At 49.0% G+C, this 18,159-nt stretch carries 31 protein-coding genes; all 31 read left to right on the top strand.

What is annotated here, in order from left to right; all coding sequences use genetic code 11:
* The first annotated feature begins 97 nt into the window (after positions 1 to 97).
* The 31 genes from QWY20_RS17830 (at position 98) to QWY20_RS17680 (ending at position 18,026) form a co-directional block, all read left to right on the top strand.
* Positions 98 to 1,807, top strand: a complete 1,710-nt coding sequence (locus QWY20_RS17830) for an acyl-CoA dehydrogenase family protein (protein ID WP_330130340.1) — start codon at positions 98 to 100, stop codon at positions 1,805 to 1,807.
* An 82-nt stretch (positions 1,808 to 1,889) separates the two neighbouring features.
* The gene (locus QWY20_RS17825) at positions 1,890 to 2,753 is read left to right on the top strand and encodes a phospholipase A (protein ID WP_330130339.1); all 864 of its coding nucleotides are present in this window, start codon (positions 1,890 to 1,892) and stop codon (positions 2,751 to 2,753) included.
* Between the two features lie 212 nt (positions 2,754 to 2,965).
* A complete protein-coding gene (gene rpsJ / locus QWY20_RS17820; protein WP_091344848.1) occupies positions 2,966 to 3,277 on the top strand; it encodes a 30S ribosomal protein S10 in 312 nt (103 codons plus the stop codon).
* Between the two features lie 29 nt (positions 3,278 to 3,306).
* Positions 3,307 to 3,945 (top strand): 50S ribosomal protein L3, encoded by a 639-nt coding sequence (rplC, locus tag QWY20_RS17815; RefSeq protein ID WP_330130338.1) that lies wholly within the window; start codon positions 3,307 to 3,309, stop codon positions 3,943 to 3,945.
* Positions 3,946 to 3,963: 18 nt separating this feature from the next.
* Positions 3,964 to 4,569 carry a 50S ribosomal protein L4 gene (gene rplD / locus QWY20_RS17810; protein WP_305946473.1) on the top strand — a complete coding sequence of 202 codons (606 nt, stop codon included), beginning with the start codon at positions 3,964 to 3,966 and terminating at the stop codon, positions 4,567 to 4,569.
* Positions 4,566 to 4,868, top strand: a complete 303-nt coding sequence (gene rplW, locus QWY20_RS17805) for a 50S ribosomal protein L23 (RefSeq protein WP_091344853.1) — start codon at positions 4,566 to 4,568, stop codon at positions 4,866 to 4,868. The genes rplD and rplW overlap by 4 nt, the downstream gene beginning before the upstream one ends.
* Positions 4,869 to 4,884: 16 nt before the next feature.
* Positions 4,885 to 5,709 carry a 50S ribosomal protein L2 gene (gene rplB, locus QWY20_RS17800; RefSeq protein ID WP_091344854.1) on the top strand — a complete coding sequence of 275 codons (825 nt, stop codon included), beginning with the start codon at positions 4,885 to 4,887 and terminating at the stop codon, positions 5,707 to 5,709.
* A 16-nt stretch (positions 5,710 to 5,725) separates the two neighbouring features.
* Positions 5,726 to 6,004 (top strand): 30S ribosomal protein S19, encoded by a 279-nt coding sequence (gene rpsS / locus QWY20_RS17795; protein WP_019677720.1) that lies wholly within the window; start codon positions 5,726 to 5,728, stop codon positions 6,002 to 6,004.
* Positions 6,005 to 6,014: 10 nt separating this feature from the next.
* A complete protein-coding gene (gene rplV / locus QWY20_RS17790; protein ID WP_330130337.1) occupies positions 6,015 to 6,347 on the top strand; it encodes a 50S ribosomal protein L22 in 333 nt (110 codons plus the stop codon).
* A gap of 9 nt (positions 6,348 to 6,356) precedes the next feature.
* Complete coding sequence (gene rpsC, locus QWY20_RS17785) at positions 6,357 to 7,067, top strand: 30S ribosomal protein S3 (protein WP_330130336.1); 711 nt, start codon at positions 6,357 to 6,359, stop codon at positions 7,065 to 7,067.
* A 12-nt stretch (positions 7,068 to 7,079) separates the two neighbouring features.
* Entirely contained in the window at positions 7,080 to 7,493 is a 414-nt protein-coding gene (gene rplP, locus QWY20_RS17780) for a 50S ribosomal protein L16 (RefSeq protein WP_091344857.1), read from the top strand.
* Positions 7,493 to 7,684, top strand: a complete 192-nt coding sequence (gene rpmC / locus QWY20_RS17775; RefSeq protein ID WP_091344858.1) for a 50S ribosomal protein L29 — start codon at positions 7,493 to 7,495, stop codon at positions 7,682 to 7,684. The genes rplP and rpmC overlap by 1 nt, the downstream gene beginning before the upstream one ends.
* A complete protein-coding gene (gene rpsQ, locus QWY20_RS17770; RefSeq protein ID WP_330089357.1) occupies positions 7,684 to 7,938 on the top strand; it encodes a 30S ribosomal protein S17 in 255 nt (84 codons plus the stop codon). The genes rpmC and rpsQ overlap by 1 nt, the downstream gene beginning before the upstream one ends.
* A 168-nt stretch (positions 7,939 to 8,106) precedes the next feature.
* Positions 8,107 to 8,475 (top strand): 50S ribosomal protein L14, encoded by a 369-nt coding sequence (gene rplN, locus QWY20_RS17765; RefSeq protein WP_091344860.1) that lies wholly within the window; start codon positions 8,107 to 8,109, stop codon positions 8,473 to 8,475.
* Positions 8,476 to 8,484: 9 nt separating this feature from the next.
* Positions 8,485 to 8,799 (top strand): 50S ribosomal protein L24, encoded by a 315-nt coding sequence (gene rplX / locus QWY20_RS17760; protein ID WP_330089356.1) that lies wholly within the window; start codon positions 8,485 to 8,487, stop codon positions 8,797 to 8,799.
* Positions 8,800 to 8,818: 19 nt separating this feature from the next.
* Positions 8,819 to 9,358, top strand: a complete 540-nt coding sequence (gene rplE / locus QWY20_RS17755) for a 50S ribosomal protein L5 (RefSeq protein ID WP_091344862.1) — start codon at positions 8,819 to 8,821, stop codon at positions 9,356 to 9,358.
* Positions 9,359 to 9,369: 11 nt separating this feature from the next.
* Positions 9,370 to 9,675 (top strand): 30S ribosomal protein S14, encoded by a 306-nt coding sequence (gene rpsN / locus QWY20_RS17750; RefSeq protein ID WP_091344863.1) that lies wholly within the window; start codon positions 9,370 to 9,372, stop codon positions 9,673 to 9,675.
* Between the two features lie 21 nt (positions 9,676 to 9,696).
* Positions 9,697 to 10,089, top strand: coding sequence for a 30S ribosomal protein S8 (gene rpsH / locus QWY20_RS17745; protein ID WP_091344864.1), 393 nt, complete (start codon positions 9,697 to 9,699; stop codon positions 10,087 to 10,089).
* A 14-nt stretch (positions 10,090 to 10,103) separates the two neighbouring features.
* The gene (gene rplF / locus QWY20_RS17740; protein ID WP_330130334.1) at positions 10,104 to 10,637 is read left to right on the top strand and encodes a 50S ribosomal protein L6; all 534 of its coding nucleotides are present in this window, start codon (positions 10,104 to 10,106) and stop codon (positions 10,635 to 10,637) included.
* Positions 10,638 to 10,646: 9 nt separating this feature from the next.
* Entirely contained in the window at positions 10,647 to 10,997 is a 351-nt protein-coding gene (rplR, locus tag QWY20_RS17735; RefSeq protein ID WP_228614799.1) for a 50S ribosomal protein L18, read from the top strand.
* A gap of 9 nt (positions 10,998 to 11,006) precedes the next feature.
* Positions 11,007 to 11,510: a 30S ribosomal protein S5 gene (gene rpsE, locus QWY20_RS17730; RefSeq protein WP_330089351.1), complete on the top strand. Its 504-nt coding sequence runs from the start codon at positions 11,007 to 11,009 to the stop codon at positions 11,508 to 11,510.
* Between the two features lie 6 nt (positions 11,511 to 11,516).
* On the top strand, positions 11,517 to 11,699 hold the full coding sequence (gene rpmD / locus QWY20_RS17725; RefSeq protein WP_330130333.1) for a 50S ribosomal protein L30: 183 nt from the start codon (positions 11,517 to 11,519) through the stop codon (positions 11,697 to 11,699).
* Positions 11,700 to 11,702: 3 nt separating this feature from the next.
* A complete protein-coding gene (gene rplO / locus QWY20_RS17720; protein ID WP_091344869.1) occupies positions 11,703 to 12,137 on the top strand; it encodes a 50S ribosomal protein L15 in 435 nt (144 codons plus the stop codon).
* 17 nt (positions 12,138 to 12,154) lie between these two features.
* Complete coding sequence (secY, locus tag QWY20_RS17715; protein ID WP_330130332.1) at positions 12,155 to 13,480, top strand: preprotein translocase subunit SecY; 1,326 nt, start codon at positions 12,155 to 12,157, stop codon at positions 13,478 to 13,480.
* 22 nt (positions 13,481 to 13,502) lie between these two features.
* Positions 13,503 to 13,616 carry a 50S ribosomal protein L36 gene (rpmJ, locus tag QWY20_RS17710; protein ID WP_091344871.1) on the top strand — a complete coding sequence of 38 codons (114 nt, stop codon included), beginning with the start codon at positions 13,503 to 13,505 and terminating at the stop codon, positions 13,614 to 13,616.
* A 125-nt stretch (positions 13,617 to 13,741) separates the two neighbouring features.
* Positions 13,742 to 14,098 (top strand): 30S ribosomal protein S13, encoded by a 357-nt coding sequence (gene rpsM, locus QWY20_RS17705; protein ID WP_091344872.1) that lies wholly within the window; start codon positions 13,742 to 13,744, stop codon positions 14,096 to 14,098.
* A 12-nt stretch (positions 14,099 to 14,110) separates the two neighbouring features.
* A complete protein-coding gene (rpsK, locus tag QWY20_RS17700) occupies positions 14,111 to 14,500 on the top strand; it encodes a 30S ribosomal protein S11 (RefSeq protein WP_091344873.1) in 390 nt (129 codons plus the stop codon).
* A gap of 33 nt (positions 14,501 to 14,533) precedes the next feature.
* Positions 14,534 to 15,154, top strand: coding sequence for a 30S ribosomal protein S4 (gene rpsD / locus QWY20_RS17695; protein ID WP_091344874.1), 621 nt, complete (start codon positions 14,534 to 14,536; stop codon positions 15,152 to 15,154).
* A gap of 24 nt (positions 15,155 to 15,178) precedes the next feature.
* A complete protein-coding gene (locus QWY20_RS17690; protein WP_091344875.1) occupies positions 15,179 to 16,168 on the top strand; it encodes a DNA-directed RNA polymerase subunit alpha in 990 nt (329 codons plus the stop codon).
* Positions 16,169 to 16,206: 38 nt separating this feature from the next.
* The gene (rplQ, locus tag QWY20_RS17685) at positions 16,207 to 16,608 is read left to right on the top strand and encodes a 50S ribosomal protein L17 (RefSeq protein ID WP_091344876.1); all 402 of its coding nucleotides are present in this window, start codon (positions 16,207 to 16,209) and stop codon (positions 16,606 to 16,608) included.
* A gap of 113 nt (positions 16,609 to 16,721) precedes the next feature.
* The gene (locus QWY20_RS17680; protein WP_330130330.1) at positions 16,722 to 18,026 is read left to right on the top strand and encodes a serine hydrolase; all 1,305 of its coding nucleotides are present in this window, start codon (positions 16,722 to 16,724) and stop codon (positions 18,024 to 18,026) included.
* Positions 18,027 to 18,159: the final 133 nt, after the last annotated feature.

The following is an 18,159-nucleotide window of genomic DNA, read 5'->3' as shown; positions in this document are numbered from 1 at the left end:
TTTGCCCTGAATTTGCCATTCGACAAATTCAAACACTTGTTTGAAAGCTGTCATTGTGAGAAGCTGGGGAACAGATCCGTCCAGTTAGGAGTGACCCATGAGTAGTCAGTACCAAGCCCCACTCAGTGATATGGCCTTTCAATTATTCGATGTCTGGCAAGTGCAGCAGCACTGGCAACAGGTGCCAGCGTTGGCTGAGCAATTGGAGCCAGAAACCGCCCATGCCATTTTGCAGGAAGCAGCCAAGATTTGTGAGCAACAAATCGCACCACTAAGCCAGCTGGCCGATCAAACGGGTGTCCGGTTAGAGCAGGGGGAAGTCAGTACCCCAGAGCACTACAAAGCCTGTTACCAGGCCTGGTGCGAAGGCGGCTGGGCAGGCTTTAGCGGCGATCCCGAATACGGTGGTATGGGCATGCCCAAAGTGTTGTCGATGATGCTCGATGAAATGATGTGCAGCGCCGATATTGCTTTTTCACTCTACCCAGGTCTGACCGCGGGTGCCTGTGTCACCTTGCAACAGTATGGCAGTGATGAAGTAAAAGAATTGTACCTGCCAAAGCTCTACACTGGCGAATGGTCGGCCACCATGTGCCTGACCGAAAGCCATGCTGGCTCGGATCTGGGCCTGATGCGCACCAAAGCTGAGCCGCAGGCCGATGGCAGTTACCGCATTAGCGGCAGTAAAATATTTATCACCGCCGGCGAACATGATTTAACCAATAACATCATTCATCTGGTACTGGCCAAGCTGCCGGATGCCCCAGCGGGTAGCCGTGGTATTTCACTTTTTATTGTGCCGAAGTTTATGCCTGATGCTGCCGGTAACCCGGGGCAGCGTAATGCCCTTCACTGTGGCTCCATCGAACATAAGATGGGTATACATGCCTCCGCAACTTGCGTGATGAACTTTGATGGGGCAGTTGGTTACTTGCTGGGTGAGCCGCATAAAGGCCTGGCAGCGATGTTTACCATGATGAATTACGAGCGCCTGGCTATGGGCAGTCAGGGGCTGGGGGCCGCCGAGCGTGCCTGGCAAAATGCCCTGGCCTATGCCAATGACCGTCTGCAGGGGCGTATTAGTGAGCGTGATGCAAACAAGGCCGAGCCTATTATCCGCCATCCGGATGTACAGCGTATGCTTCATACCATACAGTCGCTGAATGAAGCAGGCCGCAGTTTTTCTACCTGGGTCGCGTTGCAGCTGGATAAGGCGAAATACAGTGGTGATGTGAAGGGGCTGCAGCTTGCTAACTTACTGACGCCTATCGCCAAGGCCTTTATGACTGATCTGGGTCTCGAGTGTACGGTGCAGGCACAGCAGGTGTTTGGCGGCCATGGTTACATCAAAGAGTGGGGCATGGAGCAATTAGTGCGGGATGTGCGCATTGCGCAAATTTATGAAGGCACCAATGGCATCCAGGCGGCAGACTTTATGCTACGCAAAGTCGCTGGTGATAACGGCGCTGTGTTATTGGCATTGTTTGCTGAGATTGAACAGTGGCTGGACCCTTCCAATTCACTGCACCAGCAATTGGCCGACTATCTGCAAAGAACCAGAACCTTGACGGAGTCATTGCTGCAACGAGCTGCAACGAACAAAGCACTGTTGCCTGACTTTGCTTACGAGTTTATGACACTGAATGGTTACCTGCTGTACGGCTATATGTGGCTTAAACAAGTTGATGCCTTACAGCGAGCTGAGCTTGCTGTTGAAACAAAACTGCAAAAAAAGCAGATGGCAGACTTCTATTTCAAACGAATATTGCCACGTGCAGAGGCATTGCTGTTGATTATGCAGGAATGAAGAAGCAAAAAATTTACAATAAAGGCGCATTAAAGCGCTTTTATTGTATGATAGGCCTCAGTCGAGGTGTTTAGGGGAAGGTATGCGTTATCTGGTGGTTTTGATCTTGCTAATGGTTAGCATGCCTGTGTTGGCAATGGATGCCCTTGATAAACGAATGAAAGAAGAAGATTGGGATAACTACTCCCCCTTTACCTTACTACCACATCGTAATAATTTTCTGCAGCCATTGAGCTATGCCAAAGGGCTGCGGGAAACTATCAATCGGGATGGTGATAGCGCGCCGATGGAACGGTTCGAAACCAAGTTTCAGCTTAGCCTGAAAACACCATTATGGAGCCGGGTGTATCAGGACAAAGGCTATCTTTTTTTTGCATTTACCCAACAAGCCTATTGGCAGTCTTACAACAGTGCAGTGTCGTCACCATTTCGTGAAACCAATTATGAACCAGAGTTGATTCTGGCATTTCCTCACTTTCTTGGGGTTGACCAGGCTGCAAGTCGTATCGTGAGCGTCAGTTTATCGCATCAGTCCAATGGACGTGCTGGCGATTTATCCCGCAGTTGGAATCGTCTGAAACTCAATTGGGTGGGTTCGATTGGCGATGTCTTTGTCAGTGTCACGCCCTGGTACCGCTTCCCGGAAAAAGCCAAAAGGTTTGAGGGGGACCCGAAAGGCGACGATAATCCAGATATCAGTCATTACATGGGCTATTTTGAAATTGCTGCCGCGTACAAAAACCAAAGTGAAACCTATCGTCTTATGGTAAGAAATAATTTAAAGAGCGATAACAAAGGCGCTTTACAGTTTTCTTATTCCAGACCGATGAATAAATACTTGCGCTGGTACGTGTCCTTTTTTACCGGTTACGGTGATAGCATGATTGATTACAACCGGCCTGTCACCCGCTTCGGTTTGGGCTTTGAACTGAACGATGTGATTTAACGTGCGCAAAACATAGAAATCGCTTGAGTTTTCACCGCAATTCTATATAATGCGCGTCCGACCTTGTATTAGGTAGGTACGGTAAGAGGCAACTCTTACCCCGACAATGCTCCCGATTGGGGAGCAACTGTACTTCGCTGCAAAGGCTCACTCCATTTAGGAGTTGTGCTTTTGTTATTTTTTGCTCTTTTTGCTCTTTGAGGCTTTGATTTATGAGTAATCAAAGGATACGTATCCGCCTGAAAGCGTTCGATCACCGTTTGATCGATCAGTCAACTTTAGAAATCGTTGACACAGCCAAGCGTACCGGTGCCCAGGTTCGTGGTCCAATTCCACTGCCAACTCGCCAGGAACGTTTTACTGTCTTGATTTCTCCTCACGTCAATAAAGATGCACGTGATCAGTACGAAATCCGTACCCACAAGCGTCTGATCGATATCGTAGAGCCAACGGATAAAACCGTAGATGCTCTGATGCGATTGGATCTGCCTGCTGGTGTTGACGTTCAAATCAGCCTGGGCTGACAAGACAGGTTTTAAGAGAGGTTTAGGAAATGGCTATCGGTTTAGTCGGTCGTAAAGTAGGAATGACCCGCATCTTCACTGAAGATGGCGTCTCTATTCCTGTTACCGTAATCGAAGCGACACCAAATCGCGTCACTGCTGTTAAGTCTGAAGAGACTGATGGCTACAGCGCGTTGCAAGTGACTGCTGGTACTGTGAAGGCAAGCCGCCTGAGCAAGCCAGAAGCTGGTCACTTTGCTAAAGTCGGTGTTGAAGCTGGTCGTGGTCTGTGGGAATTCCGTCTGGCAGACAATGAAAGCAGCGACATCCAGGTGGGTAGCGAGATTACTGTTGAAATTTTCGCAGAAACCAAGAAAGTTGATGTGGTTGGCACATCAAAAGGTAAAGGTTTCGCTGGTGGCGTTAAACGCTGGAACTTCCGTACTCAGGATGCTACGCACGGTAACTCTTTGTCACACCGTGCACCAGGTTCGATTGGTCAAAACCAATCACCAGGTAAAGTATTTAAAGGTAAGAAGATGGCCGGTCACATGGGCGCTGAGCGCGTGACTGTTCAATCTCTGGAAGTGGTCCGTGTGGATGCTGAGCGTAACATCCTGCTGGTAAAAGGTGCTGTACCTGGCGCCATCGGCGGCGATGTGATCGTGAAGCCTGCGGTCAAAAGCTAACGTCTGGGGAGATAAGTGATGGAATTAGCATTACGGGACGCAAAAGGCGTTCTTGAAGTTTCCGAAGCGACCTTTGGACGTGAGTTTAACGAGGCACTGGTTCACCAGGTCGTTGTTGCGTATGCAGCTGGCGCCCGTCAGGGAAGCCGTGCTCAGAAGACGCGTTCAGAAGTTCGTGGTGGCGGCAAGAAGCCATGGCGTCAAAAAGGTACTGGCCGTGCACGTGCCGGTACAATCCGCAGCCCTATCTGGCGCAGCGGTGGTGTGACTTTTGCGGCTAAGCCACAAGATCACAGCCAGAAAGTAAATCGTAAAATGTACCGTGGTGCCATCAGAAGCATTCTGTCTGAACTGGTACGTCAGGAACGTTTGATTGTGGTTGAAAACTTCACCGTTGAAACGCCTAAGACCAAAGAACTGGTTGGCAAGCTGAAAGCGATGGAGCTGAAAGATGTGCTGATCGTCACCAACGACGTTGATGAGAACTTGTTCTTATCTGCACGCAACCTGTACAAGGTTGATGTGCGCGACGTGCACGGTATTGATCCAGCAAGTCTGATTGCCTTTGATAAAGTGCTGATGACAGCTGCTGCGGTGAAACAACTTGAGGAGCTGTTAGCATGATGCGCGAAGAACGTTTGCTGAAAGTAATTCTTGCTCCGCATGTATCTGAAAAGAGCACCATTGCGGCAGAAAACTTCAACACCGTCGTTTTCAAAGTAGCCACTACTGCCACCAAAGCCGATATCAAAGCAGCTGTACAAAAGCTGTTTGATGTCGAAGTCACTGCAGTAAACACGGTCAACGTGAAGGGTAAAACCAAGCGTACCGGTTTGCGCGTGGGCAAGCGTAGCGACTGGAAAAAGGCCTACGTCACCCTGAAAGAAGGCAGCGAAATCGATTTCGTTGGCGGCGCTGAGTAAGAAGAGGAGTTAGGAAATGGCACTTGTAAAGTGTAAACCTACATCACCAGGTCGTCGCCACGTCATCAAAGTGGTTAACCCGGACCTGTACAAAGGCAAGCCGTATGCGCCTTTGTTAGAGAAGAAAAGCAAGACTGGTGGTCGTAACAACAATGGTCGCATTACTACGCGTCACATTGGTGGTGGCCATAAGCAACATTACCGTCTGGTTGATTTCAAGCGCACCAAAGATGGCATTCCTGCCAAAGTTGAGCGCCTGGAATACGATCCGAACCGTACTGCCAACATCGCCCTGGTGCTGTATGCAGATGGTGAGCGTCGTTACATCCTGGCACCAAAAGGCATGAAAGCGGGTGATACCGTGCAGTCAGGTGTTGATGCACCTATTAAAGCAGGCAACACCCTGCCGATGCGCAATATCCCGGTTGGTCAGGTAGTGCACAATGTGGAAATGAAGCCAGGTAAGGGCGGCCAGATGGCTCGTTCAGCCGGTGCCTTCATCCAGATTATCGCGCGTGATGGTGCTTACGTATTGCTGCGTTTACGCAGTGGTGAAACACGTAAAGTACTGGCTGACTGCCGTGCAACCATCGGTGAGATCGGTAATGCGGAGCACATGCTGCGTCAATACGGTAAAGCGGGTGCAACGCGCTGGCGCGGTGTTCGTCCTACTGTACGTGGTGTGGTAATGAACCCTGTTGATCACCCACACGGTGGTGGTGAAGGCCGTACCTCTGGTGGCCGTCACCCAGTAACACCATGGGGCGTACCGACCAAAGGGTACAAGACTCGTTCAAACAAGCGTACTGATAAACTTATCGTACGTCGTCGTGATAAATAATTTGTGAGGAATTGCCATGCCACGTTCTCTCAAGAAAGGTCCATTTATCGACCTTCACTTGCTGAAGAAGGTAGAGAAAGCGTTGGAAAGCGGTGACAAGAAGCCTATTAAGACTTGGAGCCGTCGTTCAATGATCATACCTGATATGATCGGATTGACCATCGCTGTCCATAATGGTCGTCAACATGTACCTGTGTTTGTCTCTGAAGAGATGGTAGGTCACAAGCTGGGCGAATTTGCCCCAACTCGTACTTATCGTGGTCATGCGGCAGACAAAAAGGCCAAAAAACGCTAAGGGGTGAATCATGCAAGCATTAGCTAAACACAAATTTGCCCGTTCTTCTGCGCAGAAAACTCGTCTGGTTGCTGATCAGATCCGCGGACTGCCAGTAGATAAGGCGTTGGATATCCTGACGTACAGCCCGAAAAAAGCTGCACATCTGGTGAAAAATGTCCTTTTATCAGCCGTAGCCAACGCAGAGCACAACGAAGGTGCTGACATTGATACGTTGAAAGTGAAAACCATCTTTGTAGATGAAGCACCTTCGATGAAACGTATCAAGCCACGCGCTAAAGGCCGTGCTGACCGTATCGTCAAGCGTACCAGTCACATTACTGTGATCGTAGCTGATAACTAGGAGTGAGAAATGGGACAGAAAGTACATCCTAACGGGATTCGCCTAGGTATCACTAAGCCTTGGAGCTCGACCTGGTTCGCGAATTCGAAAGACTTTCCGGACTTCCTGAATGGTGATTTCAAGGTACGTCAGTACCTGACCAAAGAACTGAAATCAGCTTCTGTAAGCCGGATTGATATCGAGCGTCCAGCCAAGAGCATTCGTGTGACTATTCACACGGCTCGTCCAGGCATCGTGATCGGTAAAAAAGGTGAAGATGTTGAAAAACTGCGCAAGCGCGTCGCAGCCATTGCTGGCGTACCTGCTCAGATCAATATCTCTGAGATTCGTAAACCTGAGCTGGATGCCAAACTGGTTGCTGACAACATCAGCAGTCAGCTGGAGCGTCGTGTTATGTTCCGTCGTGCGATGAAGCGTGCGGTACAAAATGCTATGCGCACAGGCGCTAAAGGCATCAAGGTTGAAGTAAGCGGCCGTTTGGGCGGTGCAGAAATTGCCCGTACCGAGTGGTACCGTGAAGGTCGTGTACCCCTGCATACATTGCGTGCGGACATTGACTATTCAACCTCTGAAGCATTAACCACTTACGGTATCATTGGTGTGAAAGTGTGGATCTTTAAAGGAGAAATCCTGGGCCACTTGCCTTTGGCAAACAGCAACACCAACAACACGAATCAGCCTAAAGCGCCGAAGAAAGCTGCCGGCCGTAAAGGTAAGTAGGGGTATTGAGCGATGTTGCAACCAAAACGAACTAAATTTCGTAAAGTGCATAAAGGCCGTAACCGTGGCCTGTCGCAAGTAGGCGACAAGGTCAGCTTTGGTACCTATGCACTGAAATCTGTTGAGCGCGGTCAAATGACTTCGCGTCAAATCGAAGCTGCCCGTCGTGCGATGACTCGTGCGGTGAAGCGTGTGGGTAAAATCTGGATCCGTGTGTTCCCAGACAAACCAATCACCACCAAGCCGCTGGAAGTGCGGATGGGTAGCGGTAAGGGTTCTGTGGATTACTGGGTATGCCAAATCAAACCTGGCAAAGTCCTGTATGAAATGGATGGCGTATCGGAAGAGCTTGCTCGCCATGCGTTCTCCCTGGCCGCAGCGAAGCTTCCATTTAAGACCACCTTTGTTACGCGGACGGTAATGTAATGAAAGCGAGCGAACTGAAAGCAAAAAGCGTTGAAGAGTTGAACGCTGAACTCCTGAGCTTACTGCGTGAGCAATTTAATTTGCGCATGCAGGCCAGCACAGGTCAACTGGCTCAGACTCATCTGCTGAAGAACGTACGTCGCGATATCGCGCGTGTAAAGACAATCTTGACTGAGAAGGCAGGTGCGTAATGAGTGAACAAAACACCCGTACACTGCAAGGTAAAGTGGTTAGCGACAAAATGGATAAGTCCATTGTTGTAGCCATCGAGCGTCAGGTGAAGCACCCGATCTACGGGAAATTCATCAAGCGCACGACCAAATTGCACGTTCATGATGAAACCAACCAGTGCAAAGCAGGCGATATCGTCACGATCCGTGAGTGTCGCCCACTGTCCAAGACCAAGTCCTGGACGCTGGTGAACGTCGTAGAATCTGCATCCTAAGCAGGGTGAAGATAGAAGCGGCCCGCTAAGGGCCGCTTTTTTTATTGGATAACTACCACTTTAACCAAAGTGCTGTTATAATCACGCGCCCCTCGTCTATGAGGGGAATTTCTATTTGTAGCAGCTTGGCCCGATAAGGGCTAATTAAGTGGATAACGGAGCACTAAGATGATCCAGATGCAATCTATGCTGGATGTCGCTGATAACAGCGGCGCTCGCAGCGTAATGTGTATTAAGGTCTTAGGTGGTTCTCACCGCCGCTATGCTGCAATTGGTGATGTCATCAAAGTTACTGTGAAAGAAGCAATTCCTCGCGGTAAGGTAAAAAAAGGTGACGTACTGAATGCAGTGGTGGTGCGGACGCGGAAAGGCGTACGTCGTCAGGACGGGTCATTAATCCGTTTTGATCGCAATGCAGCGGTGTTATTGAACACCAAGCTGGAACCGATCGGTACACGTATCTTCGGACCTGTGACACGTGAACTTCGTGGCGATAAGTTTATGAAGATCGTGTCTCTGGCACCAGAAGTACTGTAAGGAGTCACCATGGCAACTAAAATCCGTCGTGATGACGAGGTAATTGTTCTTGCTGGCAAGGACAAAGGTAAAACCGGTAAAGTCACCAAAGTATTATTGGATGAAAACCGTGTTTATGTTTCAGGCGTGAACCTGGTGAAAAAACACCAGAAGCCAGTTCCTGCATTAAACCAGGCTGGTGGTATCGTCGAGAAAGAAGCCTCGATTCACGTATCAAACGTAGCGATTGTCAATCCGAAAACCGGAAAGGCAGATCGTGTTGGTTTCCGTTTTGAAGAAGGCAAGAAAGTTCGCTTCTTCAAATCGAATAATGAAGTAATCTAATTGCTATTGGAGTAATACGATGGCGAAACTGCATGAAATTTACAAAGACACCGTAGTTCCTGAACTGATGAAACAGTTCGGCTACACCAGCGTCATGCAAGTCCCTCGGATTGAAAAAATCACACTCAATATGGGTGTGGGTGAAGCAGTTGCTGATAAAAAAATTCTGGAAAACGCGGTGGCAGATTTAACTGCTATTGCTGGCCAGAAGCCGCTTATCACTAAAGCGCGCAAATCAGTTGCCGGTTTCAAAATCCGTGAAGGCTACCCTATTGGCGCAAAAGTCACTCTGCGTGGCGAGCGTATGTGGGATTTCCTGGAGCGTTTGGTATCCATTGCGATTCCACGTATCCGTGACTTCCGCGGAATTAACCCTAAGTCTTTTGACGGCCGTGGGAATTTTAGCATGGGCGTGCGTGAGCAAATCATCTTCCCAGAAGTTGACTACGACAAAGTCGACGCAGTACGTGGTTTGGATATTACCATCACCACATCTGCTGCTTCTGATGATGAAGGCCGTGCATTGCTTTCTGCATTTAACTTCCCATTCAAGAAATAAGGTGTAGGGTTATGGCAAAAAATTCAATGAAAGCACGTGAAGAAAAGCGTGCAAAGCTGGCAGCCAAATACGCTGAAAAGCGTCACGCACTGAAAGATCTGATTGCAAACCCTACTACGTCTGATGAAGACCGTTGGGCTGCAGTTCTGCAACTGCAATCGTTACCGCGTGATTCAAGCCCGTCCCGTCAACGTAACCGTTGCCGCGTGACTGGTCGTCCGCATGGGTACCTGCGCAAGTTCGGCATGAGCCGGATCAAAGTCCGTGAAGCGGCAATGCGCGGTGAAATTCCTGGCCTTCGCAAGGCTAGCTGGTAAGAATCACGGGAGTAACGAGCTATGAGTTTACAAGATCCAGTAGCGGATATGTTTACTCGCATCCGCAACGGCCAGTCGGCTAATAAAGTTGCGGTAAAAATGCCTTCTTCAAAACTGAAGATTGCAATTGCGAATGTATTGAAGAGTGAAGGTTACATCGAAGATTTCGCTGTAGCACAAGATGGCAAGCCTGAACTGGAAGTTACTTTAAAGTATTTTCAGGGCAAGCCTGTAATTGAAACCATCGATCGTGTTAGCCGTCCAGGTCTGCGTATTTACAAGAAACGCGACGAATTACCGAAGGTAATGGGTGGTTTGGGTGTTGCTATTGTATCAACATCTAAAGGGCTGATGACTGACCGTGCTGCGCGCAAGGTCGGGATCGGTGGCGAAATCATCGGCTACGTAGCGTAACGGAGGGGTAATCTATGTCTCGTGTAGCAAAAGCCCCCATTGCTATCCCAGCTGGTGTTCAGGTTAGTCTGAATGGCCAGACAGTAGCAGTCAAGGGTAAAAACGGCGAGTTGACAGTTGATGTCAATCCAGCGGTTGAAATTGTAATTGACGGTGATGTGGTTCGCACCACACCACGTGAAGGTTTCGCTAACGCTATCGCACAAGCAGGTACTGCCCGCGCTCTGATCAACAACCTGGTGGCTGGTGTCACTGAAGGTTTCACGCGTAAGCTGGAACTGGTGGGTGTTGGTTATCGTGCCAAAACCGAAGGCAAAGTACTGAACATGAACCTGGGTTTCTCTCACCCGATCAACTTCGCAATTCCGGAAGGGATCACCATTGAGACACCTAGCCAAACTGAAGTCCTGGTAAAAGGCAGTGACAAGCAGTTGGTCGGTCAGGTTGCTGCGAACATCCGCGCGTATCGTAAGCCAGAGCCATACAAAGGCAAAGGTGTACGTTATGCTGATGAAAACGTGCGTCGCAAAGAAGCCAAGAAAAAGTAGGGTAGGAAGATGGATAAGAAACTTGCTCGTCTGCGTCGTGCCAAGCGTGTACGCAGAACTATTATCGAACAAGGGGCGAATCGCCTGGTTGTGCACCGTACGCCACGTCACATCTATGCCCAGCTGATCGCACCTAATGCTGAAGTGATCGCGGCTGCGTCCTCTGTTGAGAACGCCATCCGTGAATCGTTAAAGTACACTGGTAACGTCGATGCAGCAGCCGCTGTAGGTAAAGCTGTCGCTGAGCGTGCAGTAGCCAAAGGCGTAACCGCTTGTGCTTTTGATCGTAGCGGCTTCCGGTATCATGGTCGCGTGAAAGCTTTAGCAGACGCGGCGCGTGAAGCCGGTCTTCAGTTCTAGGAGTAGCACATGGCTAACGAAGAAGTGAAACAACAATCTGATTTGCAAGAAAAGCTGGTTGCTGTAAACCGCGTTTCCAAAGTTGTGAAAGGTGGTCGTATTTTCAGCTTCACAGCTCTGACTGTAGTCGGTGACGGCAATGGCCGTGTAGGTTACGGTTACGGTAAAGCTCGCGAAGTTCCTGCTGCCATTCAAAAGGCAATGGAAAAAGCGCGTCGTAACATGACTCAGGTAGAATTGAATGGCCATACTTTGCATCACCCAACGCGTGGTGTGCATTCTGGCTCCAATGTCTACATGCAGCCGGCCTCTGAAGGTACCGGTTTGATCGCGGGTGGTGCCATGCGTGCAGTACTGGAAGTAGCAGGTGTTCAAAACATCCTGTCCAAGTGCTACGGCTCTACCAACCCAATCAACGTAGTTCGCGCCACTATCGACGCTCTGGCTTCTGTGAAGTCACCAGCTCAGATTGCTGCTAAGCGTGGCCTGCGCGTGGACGATATTCTGGGGTAATCTGCCATGGCTAAAAAGACAGTGAAAGTAACTCAGACCAAGTCCAGCATTGGTCGCCTGCCAAAACACATCGCTACATTGCGTGGTTTGGGTCTGCGTCGTATTGGACATACGGTTGAATTAGAAGACACACCATCTGTTCGCGGCATGATCAATGCTGTGTACTACATGGTTCAAGTGGAGGAGTAAGCGATGTTTTTAAATACACTCTCTCCTGCAGCTGGCGCTAAAAAAGAGAAGAAGCGTCTGGGCCGTGGTATCGGTTCAGGCCTGGGCAAAACCGGTGGCCGTGGTCACAAAGGTTTGAAGTCCCGCTCTGGCGGTTCAGTTCGTCCAGGCTTCGAAGGCGGTCAAATGCCTTTGAAACAGCGTTTGCCTAAGTTCGGCTTTACTTCGCGTAAGTCGCTGGTTACCGCTGAAGTTCGTCTGCATGAGCTGACAAAAGTTGAAGGTGATGTGGTTGATCTGAGCACCCTGATGGATGCGAACATCATCCCGCGCACTACCAAATTTGCCAAAGTGGTTCTGTCTGGCGAAGTGACACGTCCGTTGACTGTTAAAGGTCTGCGTGTGTCCAAAGGCGCCCGCTCAGCCATTGAAGCTGCTGGTGGAAAAGTCGAAGAATAACAAAAGGATAGTACGTAATGGCTAAACCAGGTTCGGACTTAAAAAGTAAAGGCAGTTTTGGCGAGCTGAAAGCACGCTTACTGTTTGTACTTTTAGCCATAGTCGTTTTTCGACTTGGAACTTTTGTGCCAATTCCTGGAATTGACGCCGCCGTGCTAGCTCAGTTATTCGAGCAACAACGAGGCACCATCGTTGAAATGTTTAACATGTTCAGCGGTGGTGCACTTGAGCGTGCCTCTGTATTTGCGCTTGGCATTATGCCCTACATTTCAGCATCCATTATCGTGCAGCTATTGACGGTCGTGCATCCGCATTTGGCGGAGCTGAAAAAAGAAGGTGAAGCCGGTAAACGCAAAATTCAGCAGTACACACGCTATGGTACCCTTGCATTGGCAACGCTGCAGTCTATTGGTATTGCAACTGGCTTGCCGAATATGATGCCAGGCCTGGTGATTAATCCGGGCTTTGCGTTTTATTTTACTGCGGTGGTCAGTCTGGTTACCGGCACCATGTTTCTGATGTGGTTAGGTGAGCAGATTACTGAGCGTGGTATCGGGAATGGTATTTCGTTGCTGATCTTTGCAGGTATCGTTGCTGGGCTGCCATCTGCTGTAGGTGGCACCATCGAGCAAGCTCGACAGGGCGATTTGCACTTTTTATTACTGGTCGCGATCATTGTGATTGTGGTGGCCATTACGACATTTGTAGTGTTCTTTGAGCGCGGACAACGTCGTATCGTGGTAAACTATGCTAAGCGTCAGCAAGGCCGTCAGGTTTTTGCCGCGCAAAGCAGTCATTTGCCATTAAAGGTCAATATGGCTGGGGTTATCCCGCCCATTTTCGCATCGAGCATCATTTTGTTCCCAGGCACGATTGCTACCTGGTTTGGTACTGGTGAAGGCATGGTTGCTAACTTCCTGCAGGAATTGGCGTTAACCTTGTCTCCGGGTCAGCCGCTGTACATTATGTTGTATGCAGCTGCCATTATTTTCTTCTGTTTCTTCTATACTGCGCTGGTGTTCAACCCGCGTGATACTGCAGACAACCTGAAGAAATCCGGTGCTTTTATTCCTGGTATTCGTCCGGGTGAACAAACGTCCAGATACATTGATAAAGTAATGACACGCCTGACATTGGCAGGTGCTATGTACATTACCTTTATCTGTTTGGTACCCGAGTTCATGATGGTTGCATGGAATGTGCAATTTTACTTCGGCGGTACATCTTTGCTGATTATCGTTGTGGTAATTATGGACTTTATGGCACAGGTACAGACTCATTTGATGTCCCATCAATACGATTCTGTGCTTAAGAAAGCGAATCTTAAAGGCGTAGGCCGATAAGAGATTACTTCGGAGTGAAGTCATGAAAGTACGTGCTTCCGTTAAGAAGATCTGCCGTAACTGCAAAATCATCAAGCGCAACAACGTTGTGCGTGTGATCTGCAGTGAGCCAAAGCACAAACAGCGCCAAGGCTAACAGCAGAAGCAATCTTGTGGGCTGAGCGATTGGCCCACGAATTGTTTGCAAAATAGACGCCATTTGAGTATCCTTACGGGCTTTTCAAATCGGCACCCATAAATTTTAAGTGAAGGAGAAGGTTAGTGGCCCGTATAGCTGGCATTAACATCCCCGATAATAAGCATGCGGTCATCTCATTGACCTATGTTTATGGTATCGGTAAAACTCGCGCTCAGGCCATTTTGGCAGCAGCGGGTATCGAAGAAAGTACCAAAATCAGCGCGTTAAGCGATGCTCAGTTGGATACCCTTCGTGAAGAAGTTGCAAAATACACCGTTGAAGGTGACTTGCGCCGTGAAGTAACTTTGAACATCAAGCGTTTGATGGATCTTGGTTGTTACCGTGGTTTACGCCACCGTCGTAGTTTACCTGTTCGTGGTCAGCGCACTAAAACCAATGCGCGTACCCGTAAAGGTCCACGTAAGCCGATTAAGAAATAAGGCAGGTAACTTATGGCAAAAGCACAAGTTCGTACTCGTAAACGGGTAAAAAAGCAAGTTGCAGATGGTATGGCTCATATCCATGCTTCTTTCAACAACACCATCGTCACCATCACTGACCGCCAGGGCAATGCTCTGTGCTGGGCTACTGCTGGTGGTTCAGGCTTCCGTGGCTCTCGTAAGTCCACGCCTTTTGCTGCTCAGGTAGCTGCTGAGCGTGCTGGCGTTGCTGCGCAAGAATATGGTGTAAAAAACCTCGAAGTGTTCGTGAATGGTCCAGGACCAGGTCGTGAGTCTGCTATCCGTGCATTGAACGGCGCAGGTTTCCGTATCACGAATATCACCGACGTGACGCCAATCCCTCATAACGGTTGTCGTCCACCTAAAAAACGTCGCGTGTAACCATAGCGCTTCACGGATTATTGGAGAAAGAAGATGGCTAGATATTTGGGCCCTAAGCTCAAGCTAAGTCGCCGTGAAGGAACGGACCTGTTCCTGAAAAGCGGCGTGCGGGCAATTGACTCTAAATGTAACTTAACAACTGCTCCTGGTCAGCATGGTGCCCGTCGTGGCCGTTTGTCTGACTACGGCATTCAGTTGCGTGAGAAACAAAAAGTTCGTCGTATGTATGGCGTACTGGAAAAGCAGTTCCGTAACTACTACAAAGAAGCTGCTCGTTTGAAAGGTAACACTGGTGAAAACCTGCTTCAGTTGCTGGAGTCGCGGTTGGACAACGTGGTTTACCGTATGGGTCTGGCAAGCACTCGTGCAGAAGCACGTCAGCTGGTCAGCCACAAAGCAATCATGGTGAATGGTCGTGTGGTTAACATCCCATCTTTCACTGTATTGCCAGAACAAGTTGTTTCTGTTCGTGAAAAAGCCAAGAAACAAGCTCGTATTGCTGCGGCAATGGAGCTGGCTGGTCAGCGCGAGAAGCCAACTTGGGTTGAAGTAGACACGACTAAGCTGGAAGGTGTGTACAAGCGTCTTCCTGAGCGTTCAGATTTGTCTGCTGACATCAACGAACAGTTAATCGTCGAGCTTTACTCTAAGTAAAGCTAACCATTAAGAGAGGATACAATGCAGGGTTCTGTCACCGAATTCCTTAAGCCGAGATTAGTTGGGATCGACAAAGTCACTCCAACTCGTGCCAAAGTTACTTTGGAACCACTTGAGCGCGGTTTCGGACATACCTTGGGTAACGCACTTCGCCGTATTCTGCTGTCTTCTATGCCAGGTTTTGCTGTCACAGAAGTTGAGATCGAAGGCGTACTCCATGAGTACAGTTCGAAAGAAGGGGTGCAAGAGGATATCATTGATATTCTGTTGAACCTGAAAGGCTTAGCCTTCCGCCTGGAAGACAAAGATGAAGTCACACTGACTTTGACCAAGAAAGGTGCTGGCCCTGTGACTGCTGCTGATATCCAGCACGGTGACGGTGTTGTCATTGTAAATCCTGATCACGTCATTTGCCACCTGACAGGCGATACTGAATTCAGTATGCGTCTGAAAGTTGAGCAAGGCCGTGGTTATGTGCCGGCATCAGCCCGTCTGTCCTCTGATGACGACGAGCGTCCAATTGGCCGTTTGCTGCTTGACGCTTCTTTCAGCCCTGTTGAGCGTATTGCTTACAGTGTAGAAGCGGCTCGGGTAGAGCAACGTACCGATTTGGACAAGTTGGTTATCGATATGGAAACCAATGGTACGCTCGAGCCTGAAGAGGCAATCCGTCGTGCTGCGACAATTCTGGCTGAACAGCTGGAGTTCTTCGTAGAATTGCGTGATAAGAGTGAGCCAGAGAAACGCGAAGAGAAGCCGGAGTTCGATCCGATTCTGTTGCGTCCTGTCGATGATCTCGAATTAACGGTTCGTTCTGCTAACTGTCTGAAAGCAGAGCAAATTCAGTACATCGGTGATCTGGTGCAACGTACCGAGGTTGAGCTGTTGAAAACGCCTAACCTGGGTAAGAAGTCGCTTACCGAAATCAAAGACGTACTGGCATCACGTGGTCTGTCTCTGGGCATGCGCCTTGAGAATTGGCCACCAGCCAGTCTGGTAAACAAAGACTAACCGGATCCGGTTCCTGGTTTAGTAAGAAGGAATAGGTCATGCGCCATCGTAAGAGTGGTCGTCAATTAAATCGGAACAGCAGCCATCGTCAGGCAATGTTCCGCAACATGGCAAGCTCGTTGGTGAAGCATCAAATCATCAAAACGACTTTGCCTAAAGCAAAAGAGTTACGTCGTGTTATTGAGCCTTTGATCACACTGGCTAAAAACGACAGCGTAGCAAACCGCCGTTTGGCATTTGCTCGCACTCAGGATAAAGAAGCAGTTGGTATCTTGTTCACTGAACTGGGTCCACGCTACAACGCCCGCCCGGGCGGCTACACGCGTATCATCAAGTGTGGCTTCCGTGCCGGTGACAATGCACCAATGTGTTACATTGAGTTGGTAGACCGTCCAGAAGTGGATATGGAAACTGTCACTGAAGAGGCTGTAGCTGAGTAAGCTGCGCACTGAATAGAAAACCGGGACTTGTTCCCGGTTTTTTTTTCGCTTGCGATTTGTGTTGTTATTCCTTATAACAGTAATCAATGGAATAAATTATTCGGCTTACTGTTATGTTCATTCGCGTTATTTCTTTCTTTAGCTTACTGGCTAGCTTCGCTGTTACGGCACAGGCATTGGAATTACCGGTGCAGATTGAATGCCGCTCCAGCCTTGCTGCGATCTGTAAGCAGGCCGATCCAGACCTTCTGAGAAAAATCCCGGATCAGTTCCCGATCCTCAAGCAAGTTTTGGCGGACCCTGAACGCTATAAGGTGCAAATCCAGGTTAGTCAGATTGTCCGTGATGAACCGTTGCACCCGCATTTAATCAGCTACCGGCTTTTTGTTGATGATAAGCGGTATTTCTACCCGGCCAGCACCGTAAAGTTGCCAGTGGCCTTGCTAACTCTCGAGTGGCTGCAACAACAGAAGCAGGTCACTTTGGACAGTACCTTTGATACCTATGCCAGCCGGGAATCGCAGCAAATGGTCACTGAGGATGCGATGGCTGAGGGGAAACGTCCGACCCTGGCGCATTACATCTGGCAAGTGATGATGGTAAGTGATAATCTGGGCTTTAACCGCATGTATGAATTGCTGGGCCAGGATTATATCAATCAGCAATTGCGTGATAAGGGCTTACCAAGTGCGACCATCAACCATCGTTTAAGTTTGCCGATGTCGGCAGAAGAAAATCGCCATTATAATCCGCTGGCTTTCTTTAACACAGATAACGAAGTGCTGTTGCAGTTGCCTGCTCGTTCCAGTTCCACCGCCTATCTAAACCCCTTACAACCGAAACTTGGCTCGGCTTTTTATCAACACGGCGTCTTGATCAATCAGCCAATGGATTTTAGTGATAAAAACCGCTTTTCCATTCAGGATCTGTCGGGCGTGCTGGAGCGGTTAATTTTCCCTGAGTTATTTCCACCTCAGCAGCAGTTTCAATTGGCCCCTGAGATGCGCGATTGGCTGCTCGCTGCTATGTTGCTTTATCCTTCAGAAAGCAAGCAACCGAATTACAGCGCTCATGGCATTGCTGATAATCGCTACAAATACCTGAAATTTGGTGGTGAGCCAACAGAGCTGCCAAGGCATCAACGCTGGCTCAATAAAATTGGCAGCGCCTATGGTTTTTTAACCGATGTTGGCTATTTCATTGATTTGGAACGACAGTTGGAGTTCTTTGTCACCGCGACCATTTATGTCAATGCCAATGAAACCCTGAATGATGATACCTACGAATACCAGCAACTTGGCCTGCCGTTTCATCGAGAGCTCGGTGAATACCTGCATCAACAGCTATCCAGCAAGCCTAATCAACACAAGCCGGATCTAAGCCGCTGGCAGGGGTTAGTAGACCAATTCGTTCAATAAGTCTGCAAGGCGAGCAAAATCTGAGCGCTTAGACATGATCTTCTAAAAAAGATCTTGATCGCCTTGTTTGGATCCTTATAATGCGCACCACTGATGACGACAAGGTTACAACCAAGCGTCATCCGCTTCGAAG

The sequence above is a fragment of the Alkalimonas cellulosilytica genome, from assembly GCF_036325985.1.
GTDB classification, from domain to species: Bacteria; Pseudomonadota; Gammaproteobacteria; order Enterobacterales; family Alteromonadaceae; genus Alkalimonas; species Alkalimonas cellulosilytica.
Note: the sequence above shows the minus strand (reverse complement) of the source record. Positions and strands in the feature narration are given on the sequence as shown.

What these genes read in the sequence shown, in the direction of transcription:
- QWY20_RS17830 (WP_330130340.1), top strand. Translation starts at nt 98, where the DNA reads ATGAGTAGTCAGTACCAAGCCCCACTCAGTGATATGGCCTTTCAATTA.
- QWY20_RS17825 (WP_330130339.1), top strand. Translation starts at nt 1,890, where the DNA reads ATGCGTTATCTGGTGGTTTTGATCTTGCTAATGGTTAGCATGCCTGTG.
- rpsJ (WP_091344848.1), top strand. Translation starts at nt 2,966, where the DNA reads ATGAGTAATCAAAGGATACGTATCCGCCTGAAAGCGTTCGATCACCGT.
- rplC (WP_330130338.1), top strand. Translation starts at nt 3,307, where the DNA reads ATGGCTATCGGTTTAGTCGGTCGTAAAGTAGGAATGACCCGCATCTTC.
- rplD (WP_305946473.1), top strand. Translation starts at nt 3,964, where the DNA reads ATGGAATTAGCATTACGGGACGCAAAAGGCGTTCTTGAAGTTTCCGAA.
- rplW (WP_091344853.1), top strand. Translation starts at nt 4,566, where the DNA reads ATGATGCGCGAAGAACGTTTGCTGAAAGTAATTCTTGCTCCGCATGTA.
- rplB (WP_091344854.1), top strand. Translation starts at nt 4,885, where the DNA reads ATGGCACTTGTAAAGTGTAAACCTACATCACCAGGTCGTCGCCACGTC.
- rpsS (WP_019677720.1), top strand. Translation starts at nt 5,726, where the DNA reads ATGCCACGTTCTCTCAAGAAAGGTCCATTTATCGACCTTCACTTGCTG.
- rplV (WP_330130337.1), top strand. Translation starts at nt 6,015, where the DNA reads ATGCAAGCATTAGCTAAACACAAATTTGCCCGTTCTTCTGCGCAGAAA.
- rpsC (WP_330130336.1), top strand. Translation starts at nt 6,357, where the DNA reads ATGGGACAGAAAGTACATCCTAACGGGATTCGCCTAGGTATCACTAAG.
- rplP (WP_091344857.1), top strand. Translation starts at nt 7,080, where the DNA reads ATGTTGCAACCAAAACGAACTAAATTTCGTAAAGTGCATAAAGGCCGT.
- rpmC (WP_091344858.1), top strand. Translation starts at nt 7,493, where the DNA reads ATGAAAGCGAGCGAACTGAAAGCAAAAAGCGTTGAAGAGTTGAACGCT.
- rpsQ (WP_330089357.1), top strand. Translation starts at nt 7,684, where the DNA reads ATGAGTGAACAAAACACCCGTACACTGCAAGGTAAAGTGGTTAGCGAC.
- rplN (WP_091344860.1), top strand. Translation starts at nt 8,107, where the DNA reads ATGATCCAGATGCAATCTATGCTGGATGTCGCTGATAACAGCGGCGCT.
- rplX (WP_330089356.1), top strand. Translation starts at nt 8,485, where the DNA reads ATGGCAACTAAAATCCGTCGTGATGACGAGGTAATTGTTCTTGCTGGC.
- rplE (WP_091344862.1), top strand. Translation starts at nt 8,819, where the DNA reads ATGGCGAAACTGCATGAAATTTACAAAGACACCGTAGTTCCTGAACTG.
- rpsN (WP_091344863.1), top strand. Translation starts at nt 9,370, where the DNA reads ATGGCAAAAAATTCAATGAAAGCACGTGAAGAAAAGCGTGCAAAGCTG.
- rpsH (WP_091344864.1), top strand. Translation starts at nt 9,697, where the DNA reads ATGAGTTTACAAGATCCAGTAGCGGATATGTTTACTCGCATCCGCAAC.
- rplF (WP_330130334.1), top strand. Translation starts at nt 10,104, where the DNA reads ATGTCTCGTGTAGCAAAAGCCCCCATTGCTATCCCAGCTGGTGTTCAG.
- rplR (WP_228614799.1), top strand. Translation starts at nt 10,647, where the DNA reads ATGGATAAGAAACTTGCTCGTCTGCGTCGTGCCAAGCGTGTACGCAGA.
- rpsE (WP_330089351.1), top strand. Translation starts at nt 11,007, where the DNA reads ATGGCTAACGAAGAAGTGAAACAACAATCTGATTTGCAAGAAAAGCTG.
- rpmD (WP_330130333.1), top strand. Translation starts at nt 11,517, where the DNA reads ATGGCTAAAAAGACAGTGAAAGTAACTCAGACCAAGTCCAGCATTGGT.
- rplO (WP_091344869.1), top strand. Translation starts at nt 11,703, where the DNA reads ATGTTTTTAAATACACTCTCTCCTGCAGCTGGCGCTAAAAAAGAGAAG.
- secY (WP_330130332.1), top strand. Translation starts at nt 12,155, where the DNA reads ATGGCTAAACCAGGTTCGGACTTAAAAAGTAAAGGCAGTTTTGGCGAG.
- rpmJ (WP_091344871.1), top strand. Translation starts at nt 13,503, where the DNA reads ATGAAAGTACGTGCTTCCGTTAAGAAGATCTGCCGTAACTGCAAAATC.
- rpsK (WP_091344873.1), top strand. Translation starts at nt 14,111, where the DNA reads ATGGCAAAAGCACAAGTTCGTACTCGTAAACGGGTAAAAAAGCAAGTT.
- rpsD (WP_091344874.1), top strand. Translation starts at nt 14,534, where the DNA reads ATGGCTAGATATTTGGGCCCTAAGCTCAAGCTAAGTCGCCGTGAAGGA.
- QWY20_RS17690 (WP_091344875.1), top strand. Translation starts at nt 15,179, where the DNA reads ATGCAGGGTTCTGTCACCGAATTCCTTAAGCCGAGATTAGTTGGGATC.
- rplQ (WP_091344876.1), top strand. Translation starts at nt 16,207, where the DNA reads ATGCGCCATCGTAAGAGTGGTCGTCAATTAAATCGGAACAGCAGCCAT.
- QWY20_RS17680 (WP_330130330.1), top strand. Translation starts at nt 16,722, where the DNA reads ATGTTCATTCGCGTTATTTCTTTCTTTAGCTTACTGGCTAGCTTCGCT.